Origin of the sequence: Pseudoalteromonas sp. DL-6, from assembly GCF_004328665.1 — a bacterium.
Classification (GTDB): Bacteria; Pseudomonadota; Gammaproteobacteria; order Enterobacterales; family Alteromonadaceae; genus Pseudoalteromonas.
Window position 1 is genome coordinate 2444202 of sequence record NZ_CP019770.1, and the last position, 15661, is coordinate 2459862.

A 15661-nucleotide genomic window follows, 5' to 3' on the forward strand; every position below is an offset into this window, starting at 1 on the left:
TTCAGCCTTTGGGTAAATACATGTCGTTTGATCTTTATGCACCGCACACTATAAAACAACAAACCCCTATGATGCAGCAGTATCTAAAAATAAAATCAGAGCATCGCGATATTTTATTGTTTTATCGGATGGGGGATTTTTACGAACTCTTTTTTGATGACGCAAAACGCGCCGCGCAGTTGCTTGATATTTCACAAACTCACCGTGGCAAAGCAGGGGGCGATCCTATTCCTATGGCAGGCGTGCCTTATCATGCGGTAGAAAACTACTTAGCCCGCTTAGTGCAAATGGGCGAGTCGGTGGCTATTTGTGAACAAGTGGGCGACCCTGCCACCAGCAAAGGCCCTGTTGAGCGCAAAGTAGTACGTATTGTAACTCCTGGTACTATTTCTGACGAAGCCTTACTGCAAGAGCGCCAAGACAACTTACTAACCAGTGTTTGGCAAAATAAAAAAGGCTTATACGGTGTTGCGTATCTTGATATCAACTCTGGGCGCTTCAACATTGTTGAAGTTAGTACCGATGAAGCATTTAGCTCAACCCTACAACGCTTAGCGCCTGCTGAATTACTATATAGTGAACACTTTGAAAACACTCATTTAATTGAACATATTAAGGGAGCGCGTCGTCGCCCTGATTGGGAGTTTGACCTTGATACCGCGCAACACTTACTGTGTGAGCAGTTTGGCACCAAAGATTTAGTCGGTTTTGGGGTCGACAAAGCGCATAGCGCCTTGGTAGCGGCAGGCTGTTTAATGCAATACGTAAAAGATACCCAACGTATTGCATTACCGCACATTCGTGCAATTACTCTTGAGCATAATGAACACGCGGTAATTTTAGATGCGCCTACCCGTAAAAACCTTGAACTCACCGTTAATTTATCCGGTGGCTTTGAAAATACACTTGCCCAAGTACTTGATAAAACAGCAACGGCTATGGGCTCGCGATTACTGAAGCGCCGTATTCATACCCCTATTCGCAATAAAGACGAGTTAAATTCTCGTCTAAATGCCATTAGTGCTATTTTAGATGTGCAATTATGCAGTGAGCTGCATGACGCTCTTAGAGATATTGGTGATATAGAACGTGTAATTGCTCGTTTGGCATTACATACTGCTCGGCCACGTGATTTAACAAGGCTTCGTAGTGCGCTTCAAGCATTAGCACCGCTACATAGCTTATTAAACGATGCCACAGATGCGCGTATTTCTCATATTATTGCCCACTCTAAAGAGCTCCCCGAGCTTCAAGCATTACTTGAACGTGCAGTAATTGATAACCCACCAGTGTTAATTCGTGATGGTGGTGTTATTGCGCCAGGGTATAACAGCGAACTCGATGAGTGGCGTAATTTAAGCCAAGGTGCAACCGATGTGCTTGAACAACTAGAGCAACGCGAACGTGAACGCACGGGCATTAGTACGCTTAAAATTGGTTACAACCGCGTGCATGGCTTTTTTATTGAAGTGAGCCGCGCTAACTCGCATTTAGTCCCTGCAGATTACATTCGTCGTCAAACGTTAAAAAATAACGAGCGCTATATAATTCCAGAGCTTAAAGAGCACGAAGATAAAGTGCTTGGCAGCCAATCAAAAGCGCTGGCACTGGAAAAACAGCTATACGAACAGTTATTTGAATTTATAGCGCCGCATATTGAGCAGCTACAAATAATGGCCTCAGTCATTGCCGATTTAGATGTACTGAACAATTTAGCAGAGCGTGCCCAAACACTTAATTATGCCAAGCCAGAGCTTTGCGATAACGATAATATTAGCATTAAACAAGGCCGCCACCCTGTGGTTGAGCAAGTAATGAAAGACCCGTTTATTGCCAATCCTGTAGAACTCAATAGCCAGCGTAAAATGTTGATAATTACCGGCCCTAACATGGGCGGTAAATCAACTTACATGCGCCAAACTGCCCTTATTGTGCTTATGGCGCACATTGGCTGTTATGTCCCTGCCGATAGCGCTAAAATTGGTAATATTGATAGAATATTTACCCGTATTGGCGCTAGTGACGACTTAGCATCTGGGCGCTCTACCTTTATGGTTGAAATGACAGAAACCGCGTCAATTTTAAATAATGCCACCGCACAATCATTGGTATTAATGGATGAAATAGGCCGAGGAACCAGTACTTACGATGGTTTATCACTGGCATACGCGACGGCGGATCATCTCGCTTCAAAAATCGCGGCTAAAACTCTGTTCGCAACCCATTACTTTGAACTCACTGAGCTTGCAGAACAAACACCTGGGCTGGTTAATGTGCACCTAGATGCTATTGAACACAACGATACCATTGCCTTTATGCATACTGTATTAGATGGCGCAGCGAGTAAGAGTTTTGGTTTACAAGTAGCAGCTCTGGCCGGCGTGCCTAAAGCGGTTATAGCCCAAGCAAAACAAAAGCTAAGCTTGCTTGAAAACCATCAAAGTGTCACAACAGTCACCACAGAGCAGCAGGTTTTACCGTTTGATAGTGAACCACAAACCACTCAACCAAGTGAATTGGAGCAACAAATGAGCGCGATAGACCCTGATAACCTATCACCGCGTCAGGCGCATGAACTGCTTTATAAATTAAAAGCACTGCTTTAAACGCAAACAGCCCGACTTAAAAAGTCGGGCTGTATTTAATTTTATTGCGTGTTTAGATTAAGCGAACTGTTCAAATAAGCTCTCAGTACTTAACCCTTCTTGTTGCAAAATATCTTTTAACCGACGTAGCGCCTCAACCTGTATTTGGCGAACTCTTTCACGGGTTAACCCAATTTCACGGCCCACATCTTCAAGCGTTGAAGGCTCATAACCGAGTAAACCAAAGCGACGTGCCAGTACTTCGCGCTGCTTAGGATTCAATTCACCTAACCAGTCAATAATATGCGTATTCATATCATTGTTTTGTACTTCACCTTCAGGACCGACATTTTTTTCGTCGGCAATCACATCTAACAATGCACTGTCGTTTTCACCACCAATAGGCATATCTACAGACGCTATTTTTTCATTTAGGCGAAGCATTTTTGTTACATCTTCGACTGGTCTGTCTAAGCTTTCTGCTATTTCTTCTGCGGTTGGCTCATGATCAAGCTTTTGCGTTAGCTCACGGGCTGTACGTAAATAAACGTTAAGCTCTTTAACTACATGAATAGGTAAACGAATAGTACGGGTTTGATTCATTATTGCCCGTTCAATAGTTTGGCGTATCCACCATGTGGCATAAGTAGAAAATCGAAAACCACGTTCAGGATCAAACTTTTCAACCGCCCGGATCAGCCCTAGATTACCTTCTTCAATTAAATCAAGTAGAGCAAGCCCACGATTGTTGTACCTACGCGCAATTTTTACAACTAAGCGTAAGTTACTTTCGATCATGCGTTTTCGGGAGGCTTCGCAGCCTTTCAGCGATTTTCGTGCAAAAAATACTTCTTCTTCTGCACTTAATAGAGGGGAAAAACCAATCTCGCCTAAGTATAACTGGGTCGCGTCGAGGTTTTTAGTGACTTCTTCTTTTACAAATACATCTTCATCTTCCACGTCATCAAGTAACTTCGTTGTCTCCTCTACTTTAGAGTCGTCAAACTTATCATCAGTGGGGGTTTTCTCAGCTTTTGCTACATCAGCCATAAGACTTCTCCTGAGCAAGCTATCAATAACTTTATGATTAAGGTCTGTAGTCGTTTTATTAGCTTTTGCTGTATTAGCCATGAGCCTTCTCCAGAACAGTCAATCAATTCCTTCAGTTCAGGGTAGGTACTTAGCAGGGTTAACAGCTTTTCCTCGATAACGAATTTCAAAACGAAGTGCCGTTACTGAAGACTCTGAATTACCAATTTCTGCTATTTTTTGTCCCGCCTTCACTATTTGCTTTTCTTTCACAAGTAACGTTGAATTATGTGCATAAGCACTTAGGTAATCATCGTTATGTTTCAAAATAATTAAATTACCGTAACCTCTTAGCGCACTTCCCGCGTAAACTACTGTTCCTTTTGCCGCGGCGAGTACGGTAGTACCCTTTTTATTAGCAATCTGTAGGCCTTTATAACCATTTTCCTTGTTAGAAAAGCGTTTTGTTATTTTACCTTTAGCAGGCCAAAACCAACTCAACTTTTTAGTTGAAGAACCTTGAGACTGACTAATTTTTTGGTTAGCTTGTTTTTGAACATACCTACGTTTTTTCGGCTTATCAAGCTCTTTCTTTAATTTTCTGTTACTTTTTTGTAAATGAGAAGGCTTTTTAGCAGCTTTCTTTTTATGCTTTTTTTGTGTAACCCTTGACCTGCTTGGTTCTAAAAGGGATACAACCTGACCAGGAACAATAGTGTAAGGTGATGGAATTGAATTATTTTTTGCAAGTTCTCTGAAATCTTTTCCAGCACTAAAAGCAATCGAATAAAGTGTATCGCCTTTTTGTACCGTGTACTTACCACCGTTAATATTAATCTGTGAAGGATAGTCATTAATATTATTATTTAAACTACTTACAGGAGCGGGAACATGGCGAGACGAGCATGCACAAAGCAAAACACTAATAAATAAAGCAACATAACAGCGTATTTGTTTATTCAATGTGTTTTGCCCTCTGTTTTAATATCATTATATTATGGCTATTATCGCAACAATAGGTACGCAACAGCGATTAAAGCAACCACTGCCCAGCCAAGTACTTCAATATATTGACGTAATTTTTGTTCCATTTTAACTCCGCCCCATTTCATTAAAGCAGAAACTAAAAAGAAACGCGCGCCACGGCCAACAGCAGAAGCAATAATAAAAGGTAAAAACGCCATTTGTAATACACCAGCGCCAATGGTGAACACTTTATAAGGAATAGGCGAAAATCCCGCTATAAATACCACCCAAACACCGTAATTTTTGAACCATGCAAGCGCCGTATTAAATTTATCTTGCCATTGCATTTGCGCAATAAAGGGCTCTACAACCGGTTCAAACAACCAAAATCCAAGCAGGTAACCCAGCACGCCGCCGAGCACAGACGCAACCGTGGCAAAGCTTGCAAATCGCCATGCCTTGCTCGGTTGCGCTAGCGACATGGGGGCTAACATTACATCGGGTGGGACCGGAAAAAATACCGATTCGGCAAAGCTCATTCCTGCTAAATAACGTTCTGCATGGCGGTGTTTAGCCCACACTAGCGCCATATCGTATAACTTGGTAAACAACTTCAAAATGAATTCCTATTCAATATCACCAGGGACTAAAGGTACAAATCTTACTGGCGCAATTACATGCTCTGTAAAGCTATCGCCTTGGCGAATAACCATAGTTAATTTTTGTTCCGCCTCACCAATAGGGGCGAGTAATACGCCTCCATCGGCAAGTTGTGCGAGTAACTCGGGGGGAATGGTGGTTGCCGCAGCGGTCACGATAATGCCATCAAATGGCGCTTGTGACTGCCAGCCTTGCCAACCATCGCCATGTTTCATGGCGACATTGTACAAATCGAGCTGGTGTAATCGGCGTTTAGCTTGCCATTGCAAAGCTTTAATACGCTCTACCGAATATACCTTATCAAAGGTTTTAGCTAAAACCGCAGTTTGATAGCCCGACCCGGTGCCTATTTCTAACACCTTATGTTGCACACCGGCTAATCGCATTAGCTCGGTCATGCGCGCAACAATATAGGGCTGAGAAATAGTTTGCCCTTGTCCTATAGGTAGCGCGGTATTTTGATACGCCTTGTGTTTGAGTACATCATCAATAAAAATATGCCGAGGAATTTGCGCTATTGCTTTTAAAACCTCTTTATCTTCTACGCCATCTCGCTGTAATAAGTCTGAAAGCGCTTGTGCACTGCGAGTATAATTAGCCAGCACGATTAATCTCCAACTCGGCTAACCACTCTCCCACGGCTTTAATACTGTCTTTGGCAGTCATATCAACGCTTAACGGGGTCACTGATGCATAGCCATTATTAACCGCATAAAAGTCAGTGCCTTCACCTGCGTCGCTTTCAAGCCCTAGTGAGCCATACCAAAAAATATCGCGTCCCCATGGATCGGTTTGCTTGGTCATGGTTTCTGCTTTATGACGAGCCCCTAAACGAGTTACCTGAACGCCTTTGAGCTCAGAGAGCGGAATATCGGGAACATTAATATTAATGATCTGATCTTTGGGCAACGGATGCGAGGCTAGTCCTTTAATAATGTTTACAGTAACGGCTGCCGCTGTTTCAAAATGCTCACCATGATGAGAGCACAAAGATACCGCAATTGCTGGTAAGCCTAAATGACGGCCTTCAGTCGCCGCAGCAACCGTACCAGAGTAAAGCGTATCATCGCCTAAATTACCGCCATGATTAATACCAGCAACAACCAAATCGGGTTTTTCATCCACTAATTGATTAACACCTAAATGCACACAATCAGTGGGTGTACCGTTTACCGACATAAAACCGTTGTCGAGCGTTGTGGCACGCAGCGGGTTCATTAACGTCAATGAATTACTTGCACCACTACAATTTCTATCTGGCGCAACCAGCGTTACCTCAGCGATTTGTGTTAATGCTTGATATAAAACAGCAATACCTTTGGCATTAACACCATCATCATTACTTAATAGAATCTTCATCTGCGTTATCCTTTTCTTTTCGCTCGCGTGGGCTGGCATCAGTATAATCAACCAGTTCGCGTAGTAAAGCCGTTGCAAAACAGCCTTTGGGTAAGCCAAAGCTGAGTTTTAATGTGCGTTCATCAAGTGTTTCTATGCTTAGCTCTTGGGGGATTAAACGCAGCATTCTGCGCTCGTTTTTAAGCCCTAACTCACCTAAGCCATCACACCATGCTTGATACGGTGCCAACCATGTTTTTTCTTGTTCGGTTAAGCCTTTTTCACTTTTGCCCACCATGGGCGCCGACATCATAATGTCGCCAGAGGCAAGCCGTGCAATATTTTCATCACTTATCGCATCTTCAAAAAATGCATTACTGCCACTGAGCATAAATACTTCGCGGTGCATGGTTTTAGCAAGACCATGCTCAGCCACGCGTAAACTAACAATTTGATTAAACACATGTGAACGTGCTGCAGAAATAATAATGCCTCGCAGCTTTTTATCGCGAATACGCTCACCAGCAAACATTTTTTCGGCCATCACTAGGTTGTGTCCATCACGGCCAAAGCGCTGCTCACCAAAGTAGTTAGGCACACCTGCGCGTACTGCGTTTATACGGCATAAAATATCAAGCGGCTCGGTTACATTGCGCAAGGTAATAGTAAATCTATTTCCTTTATGACAACCGGTGCGTAATTTTCGCTCATGACGCTGCTGCGATACTACAAACACGCTTTCGCTATTCAGCTCAGTAAAATCAATATGCTTTTTAATCGGTACTTTGACGCTAAACCACTGCGAGCATACTCCATGACGGTCTTTCATACCGGCATAGCTTACATCACGCGGCGATACACCCGCTTTTTGTGCAATCAGCTTGGCAACATATTGGGTGTTTTCACCCTTTTTAACCACTTGCAAACACACATGTTCGCCACTGCCGGTAAACTCTATACCGAGATCTTCATCAACCATAAAGTCTTCTGCCGTGGTTTTAAAGTCGGCTTTGGAAAGCGGCGCACCATATAAATAATTTAATTCGCTCATGCGTTTTGTTTACTCATAATGACCACGGCATGGCTTGAAATGCCTTCTTTTCGCCCCTCAAAACCGAGCTTTTCAGTAGTGGTAGCTTTTACATTTACCTGTGAAAGCTCAGCATTTAAATCACTAGCAAGATTGGTTCGCATTGCTTGAATGTGCGGCAGCATTTTTGGCGCTTGTGCCACAATGGTGACATCCGCATTGCCCAATACATAACCCTGTTGCTTAGCCAAACTCACTACATGGCGAAGTAAAATACGGCTATCGATATTTTCATATTCACTAGCCGCATCCGGAAAATGCTTACCAATATCGCCCAGCGCTAATGAGCCTAAAATAGCGTCACATAATGCATGAATAGCCACATCACCATCTGAGTGTGCTAAAAAGCCTTGCGGGTAATCAATTTTTTCGCCGCAGATAGTTAAAGGCCCTTGGCCTCCAAATTTATGTACGTCAAAACCATGGCCTATTCGTATCATGTTGCACTCTCATTATTTTGTTTTTGCAGTAAAAAGCCTGCTAAATCTAAATCTTCTGGGGTGGTGATTTTAATATTATCACTACGCCCTGCTACCAGCTTTACCGGCTTATTTGCCCACTCCATTGCACTAGCTTCATCAGTAATGGTTGCACCGCTGTTAAGCGCACTTTGCAATGCCGTTTTAAGCTCGTCGTATTTAAACAGTTGCGGGGTAAGCGCTTGCCATAAATCATCACGAGGCACAGTTTGCTGCGCATGGCTTTGCCCTCGTTTTATAGTGTCTTTTACTTTGCTGGCTAAAATGCCGCCTTCATCAGCCTGCATGCACTGTGCGATTAAGCGCTCTATATCAGCAATATCGACTAAAGGTCTTGCAGCGTCATGCACCAAAACCCAAGCAGGTGGGTTGGCAGCTAAAAACAATAAACTGTTTAACACTGAATCTGCGCGCTCTTTACCGCCAATAGCACGCACAATGCGAGGATCAGCTAGCGTAAGGTCGTCAAAGTAGGGGTCGGTTTCGCTCAGAGCCACCACTATAGAGTTTAACTGCGGTAACTGCGATAACTTAGCGAGCGTATGCTCTAGAATGGTTTTCCCTGCTAAGGAAATATATTGCTTTGGTGTTGTGTGTTGCATTCGACTGCCAACACCTGCGGCAGGAACAATAGCAGCAATAGTTTGTTTATTTGTCATGGTGTTGAGCCGGTAAAACACGAATAAAGGTTTCGTCCGGTTTAATCATTCCTAATTCGTTGCGGGCACGCTCTTCAATGCCTTCGTGGCCGAGCTTTAAATCTTCTATATCCGCTTTTAATACTTTATTACGCTTTATTAGTTTTTCGTTAGTTTGTTGATGCGATGCCACCGCATTTTTTAAACGGGTGTAGTCTTGCACCCCGTTATGACCAAACCAAAGGCGATACTGGATAAAAAGTGCTAAGCACAACAAGCCAAATTGAAAAAATCGCATTAAACACTCCTTATTTTAATTTTTAATTATCTACTTATGCTAGCGGCCGCTTAACATTGCGCCAATTAATATTGGCAGCTAGTAACATTTCCCGTAGTGACAAAACCCGTGGCGTGCTACGCTTTGAAAACTGCCACTGGTGGCCACAACACGCCGCTGCAAGGCTCGTTTTACTAGGTTTAAGCAATTGCGCACTTTGTTGCTCAAGTCCTTGGCCTAAAAAATCAAACCAGCCAAGTTCATTACAATGCAGTTGCGTATCAGCTACTTGATCAATGCTATCTATTCTAACCCGAATTTGACCGTGACTTTGTAATAATACCGGAATTATTAGCCCTACTTTGGCATGCGCTTGATAAAAAAGTTCATTCGCTGCAGGATTAGCCTCTGGCGGTGTAGGTTTTTGTTTTTCAAGCCAGCCTCCATTTTGCGCATCAAGCGTAAAAGGCAATGGTGCATTCGCTACACGTGTTGCGGCACGTTCAATATAATAAGGCAGGCTTTTTAATTGCCTGCGTAAACGGTCACCATTAGGTTCAGCCACTAAGCGCTGAACTTCACGCTGATAAAAAGCATTGCATAATTGTGCGTAAAGCACTTTTTGTGCATCAGTTTGCCACATTTCAACTTGCTGGCTTGTGTTAAACTGCTTATTTTTAGCAACCAATCGCTGTACTCAAAAAAACATTTTAATACTGTTTTATAACACAGTAACGCACAGTTTTTAAGCACTTGTAGTAATTTAAGCGCTTGGCTTTTCACCTAATTTTGCAATACCTGATTCTAAAAATTGCACCATAGTGCTGCGCTTTTTACCTATTAATAAGCTGCCATCAGCCAAAAACATAAAGTTTTGCCAGTTACGTTTAAACACATCAAATGTCGTTTCAATAATATTGTCGCGTGCCATGCAAAAATATACTGTGGTATTAGCCTGCCAATCTAAGTGGTTCAAAATAGCATCTGGAAATTGGGGTTCTTCGCTTTCCCACGCATCTTCCCAATTAATTTCTTGGCTAAAGTTTTGCTCTTGCGCGCACCAATCGGTTTTATCAAAAAAGTCTGGATGATCATGTTCGCGACTCACCATGGTTGTCCACAGTACGGCGGCACGCTCGCTGGTCATAGGTTTAATATTGGCTGCATCAATATCTGAAACCGGAATATCTTTATGGCGAAATACCCAGGCTTTTTTGTAATCATCAAGAGAAATATAATTCATAGTATTGCTGTATTCTTTGGCATAATAAAAAGCGAAGGCAAATTATACAAGATAACAGACTATGACTACAGCACTAAAACTGGGTTTATATCAACACTACAAAGGCCCACAATATAAAGTTATGCATGTGGCGACCCACAGCGAAACCAACGAGCAGTTGGTTATTTACCAAGCCTTATACGGTGAATACGGCATATGGGCACGCCCACTAAGTATGTTTACTGAAACCGTAGAAAAAGACGGTAAAACTATCGCCCGTTTTGCCTACCTTGGTGAAGCCGATTAACTATGGCATTATAACGCATAATAATTACTGCTCAGACCAGATAAAGGATAACCCGTGCAATTTAATTCTACTGATAATTACATCGCAAGCTCAGCATTAAAACAGGCAGTAAACGCCGCTATTATGCTGCAAAAACCGCTTTTAATTAAAGGCGAGCCTGGCACAGGTAAAACCATGCTGGCCGAAGAGTTAGCGAAAAGTTTAGATACTGAGCTTATTCAGTGGCATATAAAATCAACCACTAAAGCGCAGCAAGGTTTGTACGAGTACGATGCGGTATCGCGTTTGCGCGACAGCCAGCTAGGTGATGAGCGCGTTCACAATATTAGCAACTACATAGTTAAAGGTAAGCTGTGGCAAGCCTTCATGTACGCTGAATTAAACGGCAAACGCCCAGTACTGCTTATTGATGAAATAGACAAAGCCGATATTGAGTTTCCAAACGATTTACTGCTCGAACTCGATAAAATGGAATTTCATGTATACGAAACCGGTGAGCGCATTGTGGCTAAAGAGCGCCCTATTGTGATCATCACATCAAACAATGAAAAAGAGCTGCCTGATGCGTTTTTACGTCGCTGTTTTTTCCATTATATTGATTTTCCAAATAGCGACGAAATGCAGCAAATTATTGATGTGCACTACCCGCATGTTAAACAAGATTTAGTTCGCCAAGCGCTAGAAGTATTTTTTAACTTACGCGAAGCCAACGGCCTTAAAAAGAAGCCATCAACCAGCGAATTGCTGGATTGGTTAAAACTATTAATGGCTGAAGACATAGACGCAAAAACCCTGCACGACAAAGCGCAAAAAGGCGGTTTAATGCCGATGTTTGGCGCGCTGCTTAAAAACGAGCAAGACATAAGCCTAATCGAAAAACTTGCGTTTATGAGCCGTCGCTAACATGTTGGTACAGTTTTTTTTCACGCTACGCAAATACCGCTTACCCGTGAGCCTGCGCGAACTACTCGATTTAATAAACGCTTTAAAACAAGGCGTTATATTTGCTGATGTAGACGCGTTTTATCATTTAGCGCGCACTATTATGGTAAAAGACGAAACGCACTTTGATCGATTCGATAAAGCCTTTAGCGATTACTTTAGCGGTATTGCCGACTTAGACCTACTCGAGAGCTTAAAACAACAACACAACTTACCTGAAGATTGGTTGCGTAAAGAGTTTGAAAAGCACCTAAGCGATGAAGAAAAAGCCCAACTAAAAGCCATGGGCGGGCTCGACGAGCTAATGAAAACCCTAAAAGAGCGTTTAGAAGAACAGCAAAAACGCCATGCTGGTGGCAATAAGTGGGTAGGTACAGGCGGCACCTCGCCTTTTGGTGCATACGGCTATAACCCTGAGGGTGTGCGTATTGGTCAAGACGGCAACCGTAATCGCCAAGCAGTAAAAGTGTGGGATAAGCGCGAATACAAAAACTTAGATTCCGACCGTGAAATTGGCTCTCGTACCATAAAGCTGGCACTTAAAAAACTACGCAAATTTGCTCGTACTGGCGCAAGTGACACCCTTGATTTAAACGAAACCATACGCGCGACCGCCAAACAAGGCGGCATGCTCGATGTAAAAATGGCACCCGAGCGCCACAACGCCGTAAAAGTATTGATGCTGTTTGATATTGGCGGTTCAATGGACGACTACATTCATACCTGCGAAGAATTATTTAGCGCCGCCCACAGCGAATTTAAACATTTAGAGTTTTACTACTTTCATAACTGTTTATACGAACACGTGTGGCAAGATAACCAACGCCGCCACTCAAACGTTATTGACACCATGACGCTGATCAACAAGTTTACCAGCGACTACAAAGTTATATTTGTCGGTGATGCCACTATGGGCCCATATGAAATTGCCTACCCTGGCGGCTCAGTAGAGCATTGGAATGAAGAACCCGGCAGTGCATGGTTAAACCGAATCACTAATCACTTTGATAAAGTCGCGTGGCTCAACCCACAACCGGTTGAACACTGGCCATACTACCAATCAATTGATTTTATAAAGCAGCTGATGAACAACCGCATGTACCCACTGAGTTTAGATGGGATAAGTAGCGCTATAAAAGAGCTGAGTTAAATATTAATTTACGACAGCTCAGCGCCAGCAGCAGAGCTTCGGGCGTGAACCTATAACTTTTTTGGGTGGCGCCTTCGGCTTAACCAACCTACCTTTTGATGTAGGTCGGATAAGTGGCGAAGCTACGCCATCCGACAAAATGATGGATGCACCAGAAACAATCCGACGCACCGCGTTAATGAACAACCGCATGTACCCACTTAGTTAAGATGGGGTAAGTAAAGCGATAAAAGAACTTAGTTAATGTATTTTAAGTAGTTCATACACCATATTTTTGATGGTATTCACTGAGCATGAATTCTAATTGCTTCTCGAAGACTTCAATGGATGGTTTTTTTCCACTTAACCGCTGCTGCTTTAGCCATTCAAGTAATTCAATCCTTACTAAATAACCGTCTTCAATGCAGTAACTTGGGTCTGAAAGCCAAATTTTTGGAGCCCCTAGTGAAGCTCCTGAATACCAGTAACAAATGGAATAGCCTTCACTTTCAAGCTTATCACTAAGTTGCCAGCTGTAAATCCACCAGGTAATCAGAAATAGAGGGAAGCATCCTATAATAACAAATAGCCCCCTTCGCATCGATTTCGCTGATATATCACCATGTATTCTTTGATAAATTCCGTAGATGAGTACAAAAAAAGCGGGCATCATAACTATCAAAGGAATTACTACAGGTTTAATTTTTAACGAAATTACATTTTCAGCAATAAGACTTAATGTGCTAATTTCTAATTTAAAGCTGTAGGCATAGAGAGTAATGATTAAACATAAAACGCCTATAGAAAACCACCCCTTTTTAGGGTTGGTAGGTGAGAGTTGATTAGCCGAACTTGCCATTTTAGTATCGTCTTCCTGAGTAAGGAATACCAAATAAGCGGTGTATAAACTCAATTGGATTGTTATCGTACATTCACTCAGCCCTATCTAACTCATATTTTAACTAATTAGGATAAACATCATAATTTTTGACCGTCTTATCTTCGCTCGCTGAAGCCTATCGGGGTCTACAACAGTCGACATCTATGCAGAGATCGTTTGGTTTGTACCTTTCACCTCGAACCTCGAACCTCGAATATAAAATCACATCAACTTCCACACCACAAACGCTACAGCAAAACCAACCAAGTACACTAAACCTAACCACGTTAAGCTACGCAAAAGTAGACTGTGTTTAATCGCGGGCTCTGAGCGCACTAGGCTGAAGTTAAGCCATGCAAAAACCGGTGTGGTTACAAAAGCAAGTGTCATGGCAAAGGTAAGCATAGGGCCAAGGGCTGATTTAAAAAATAAAATAACCGCCATACCGGCCAATGCTTGCAGTATAAGCCACGTATTTAAGCTGTGTTTTGATTGCTTAAAACCAAGAAGTTTATGCGATTCGTTAAGTGTGCGGGCGTAACCGTCAAGCACGGTGAGTGTGGTGCCAAACATACACAAAAACGCGATGGCAGATACCAAAGGCCTTGCCCACTCGCCAATAGTAAGTGCATACATATCAATCAGCTGTTTAGCAAAGGCTACACCGCCAAGCTCTATATTACTGCTTTGCCCATATTGCACTAACGCACCTAAACTAAAAAATACCAGCGCAAGCCCGGCGGTTAACCAATAACCTACATTAAAGTCGAATAAGCCTTGGCTTTTAGTCACACTTTGCTGAGTTTGTTTTTCTTTAAGCCACAACGAGCTCAGTGCCGATATTTCAATAGGCGCTGGCATCCAGCCCATTAAGGCAACCATAAAGCCTAACATGGCAAGTTCATACGGTGAGGGGCCAACATAGTTTACAGGGGCTACAGGGCCGTTATTTATAGCAATAACTAATGCGGTTATGGTTGCAATAGTAAGTAGCCCCATAATAGCTTTTGCAACGTTATCGAGCGCTTTAAAGTGCCCTAGTAATAATATAATTAAACACACAGCCAATATTAACCAACACAACAAGGTAACAGGAATGCTAATAGGTAATGCGTAGTGTAATAAGCTCGCCGTAAGCAACAATACGCCAGCGGTATTTACCACCGCGGCAATAATATTAAGGGCAATAAAACTGTAAAAATAGCCAGGCCCTTGGTTTTTATACCCTTCGACTAAACTATTTTTGGTGGCGAGTGTGTATTCCATACCAAAGCGAAAAAACGGGTACTTTAAAACGTTAACCACCACAATAAGCCAAAATAGCTGCCAACCAAATAATGCACCAGCTTGAGTCGATGCAACTAAGTGTGAGCCACCAATGGCAGCGGTGGCCATTAAAATACCTGGGCCGAGCGCCCCTAACCGAGACTTCCATGTGTTTTGTGTGTACTGCATTAACTTCTCAAATTTGGTGTGTTATGTGCTTTTATTATTAATTTTTATCATTAATAAACTGTGTGAGTGCATAACTTACCTAATTTACAGGCAATAAAAAAGAGCCCTTAGGCTCTTTTTAAAAATAACACATTGTTAGTTATTAATTTAAATCCATCTCTTGGATGATTTCGTGTGCTATTTCAGGTGTGGTACTTACAGGCTTTTCATGTAAGTTCGCTTTTATTTGCCCTTTACGATGCTTTAGTGCGGCATCGAGTTTTTTAGCTGCGCTGGAAATGGCTGGGTACATAACCTCGTTTTCCCCTTTAACTGATATTCGCGCACCTTCATAATTTGTACTAATTTCTGCTTGGAACTTGTGATGCTCTTTTGAAAGTATAATGTCGAGCGCTATCAATGATGGAAAATGACTCTCAATTTTAGAAAACTTTTCGTTAATGTGTTCTTTAATAGAATCAGTAACGTCAACATGGTGACCAGAAAGATTAATTTTCATAGGGTATCCTTTTTTATGTTACCTCACAGTTAGTATTGGGGGCTAAACGAATTAACACAAGAGAAAATAGCTAAATTTAGCAATTATTTATTACCCCACCTGATTTAGATCATTCATTTAGCATTAAGTATGCAAAAAGCCGCGTGATAGCGGCCTTTCAGAGGT

18 protein-coding genes are annotated in these 15661 nt (G+C 42.4%); 4 read left to right on the forward strand and 14 right to left on the reverse strand.

Going from position 1 to position 15661, the window contains the following annotated elements:
• Positions 1-20 precede the first annotated feature (20 nt).
• Complete coding sequence (mutS, locus tag B1F84_RS11415) at positions 21-2606, forward strand: DNA mismatch repair protein MutS (RefSeq protein ID WP_131691475.1); 2586 nt, start codon at positions 21-23, stop codon at positions 2604-2606.
• Between the two features lie 57 nt (positions 2607-2663).
• On the opposite strand, the gene rpoS is transcribed toward mutS, so the two are convergent.
• The 11 genes from rpoS to B1F84_RS11470 form a co-directional block, all read right to left on the reverse strand.
• Positions 2664-3635 carry an RNA polymerase sigma factor RpoS gene (rpoS, locus tag B1F84_RS11420; RefSeq protein WP_131691925.1) on the reverse strand — a complete coding sequence of 324 codons (972 nt, stop codon included), beginning with the start codon at positions 3633-3635 and terminating at the stop codon, positions 2664-2666.
• A gap of 117 nt (positions 3636-3752) precedes the next feature.
• Positions 3753-4577, reverse strand: coding sequence for a peptidoglycan DD-metalloendopeptidase family protein (locus tag B1F84_RS11425; protein ID WP_131691476.1), 825 nt, complete (start codon positions 4575-4577; stop codon positions 3753-3755).
• 41 nt (positions 4578-4618) lie between these two features.
• Positions 4619-5197, reverse strand: coding sequence for a YqaA family protein (locus B1F84_RS11430; RefSeq protein ID WP_131691477.1), 579 nt, complete (start codon positions 5195-5197; stop codon positions 4619-4621).
• A 9-nt stretch (positions 5198-5206) separates the two neighbouring features.
• A complete protein-coding gene (locus tag B1F84_RS11435) occupies positions 5207-5845 on the reverse strand; it encodes a protein-L-isoaspartate(D-aspartate) O-methyltransferase (protein ID WP_131691478.1) in 639 nt (212 codons plus the stop codon).
• A complete protein-coding gene (gene surE / locus B1F84_RS11440; RefSeq protein WP_010387748.1) occupies positions 5835-6599 on the reverse strand; it encodes a 5'/3'-nucleotidase SurE in 765 nt (254 codons plus the stop codon). The genes B1F84_RS11435 and surE overlap by 11 nt, the downstream gene beginning before the upstream one ends.
• Positions 6580-7629 carry a tRNA pseudouridine(13) synthase TruD gene (locus B1F84_RS11445; protein ID WP_131691479.1) on the reverse strand — a complete coding sequence of 350 codons (1050 nt, stop codon included), beginning with the start codon at positions 7627-7629 and terminating at the stop codon, positions 6580-6582. Before B1F84_RS11445 ends, surE begins: the two co-directional genes overlap by 20 nt.
• Entirely contained in the window at positions 7626-8108 is a 483-nt protein-coding gene (ispF, locus tag B1F84_RS11450) for a 2-C-methyl-D-erythritol 2,4-cyclodiphosphate synthase (RefSeq protein WP_131691480.1), read from the reverse strand. Before ispF ends, B1F84_RS11445 begins: the two co-directional genes overlap by 4 nt.
• Positions 8105-8806: a 2-C-methyl-D-erythritol 4-phosphate cytidylyltransferase gene (ispD, locus tag B1F84_RS11455; RefSeq protein ID WP_076918330.1), complete on the reverse strand. Its 702-nt coding sequence runs from the start codon at positions 8804-8806 to the stop codon at positions 8105-8107. Before ispD ends, ispF begins: the two co-directional genes overlap by 4 nt.
• Positions 8796-9083, reverse strand: coding sequence for a cell division protein FtsB (gene ftsB, locus B1F84_RS11460; RefSeq protein ID WP_008110330.1), 288 nt, complete (start codon positions 9081-9083; stop codon positions 8796-8798). The genes ispD and ftsB overlap by 11 nt, the downstream gene beginning before the upstream one ends.
• 34 nt (positions 9084-9117) lie before the next feature.
• Positions 9118-9750: a hypothetical protein gene (locus tag B1F84_RS11465; protein ID WP_008464230.1), complete on the reverse strand. Its 633-nt coding sequence runs from the start codon at positions 9748-9750 to the stop codon at positions 9118-9120.
• Positions 9751-9825: 75 nt separating this feature from the next.
• The gene (locus B1F84_RS11470; RefSeq protein WP_008464232.1) at positions 9826-10305 is read right to left on the reverse strand and encodes a DUF2947 domain-containing protein; all 480 of its coding nucleotides are present in this window, start codon (positions 10303-10305) and stop codon (positions 9826-9828) included.
• Positions 10306-10366: 61 nt separating this feature from the next.
• Between B1F84_RS11470 and B1F84_RS11475 the strand changes: the two genes are divergently transcribed.
• From B1F84_RS11475 to B1F84_RS11485, 3 genes are read left to right on the forward strand one after another with little or no spacing between them, the layout of a single operon-like run.
• Complete coding sequence (locus B1F84_RS11475) at positions 10367-10591, forward strand: DUF1653 domain-containing protein (RefSeq protein WP_008110327.1); 225 nt, start codon at positions 10367-10369, stop codon at positions 10589-10591.
• A 54-nt stretch (positions 10592-10645) separates the two neighbouring features.
• A complete protein-coding gene (locus B1F84_RS11480; RefSeq protein ID WP_008464234.1) occupies positions 10646-11494 on the forward strand; it encodes a MoxR family ATPase in 849 nt (282 codons plus the stop codon).
• A 1-nt stretch (position 11495) separates the two neighbouring features.
• Positions 11496-12683 carry a VWA domain-containing protein gene (locus B1F84_RS11485; protein ID WP_131691481.1) on the forward strand — a complete coding sequence of 396 codons (1188 nt, stop codon included), beginning with the start codon at positions 11496-11498 and terminating at the stop codon, positions 12681-12683.
• A 259-nt stretch (positions 12684-12942) separates the two neighbouring features.
• Here the strand turns inward: B1F84_RS11485 and B1F84_RS11490 are convergent, their stop codons facing one another.
• The 3 genes from B1F84_RS11490 to raiA all read right to left on the reverse strand — a co-directional run bounded on the left by B1F84_RS11490 (position 12943) and on the right by raiA (position 15496).
• Positions 12943-13521, reverse strand: a complete 579-nt coding sequence (locus B1F84_RS11490; protein WP_131691482.1) for a hypothetical protein — start codon at positions 13519-13521, stop codon at positions 12943-12945.
• A 243-nt stretch (positions 13522-13764) separates the two neighbouring features.
• The gene (locus B1F84_RS11495; RefSeq protein WP_131691483.1) at positions 13765-14997 is read right to left on the reverse strand and encodes a divalent metal cation transporter; all 1233 of its coding nucleotides are present in this window, start codon (positions 14995-14997) and stop codon (positions 13765-13767) included.
• A gap of 142 nt (positions 14998-15139) precedes the next feature.
• The gene (gene raiA, locus B1F84_RS11500) at positions 15140-15496 is read right to left on the reverse strand and encodes a ribosome-associated translation inhibitor RaiA (RefSeq protein ID WP_008110321.1); all 357 of its coding nucleotides are present in this window, start codon (positions 15494-15496) and stop codon (positions 15140-15142) included.
• Positions 15497-15661: the final 165 nt, after the last annotated feature.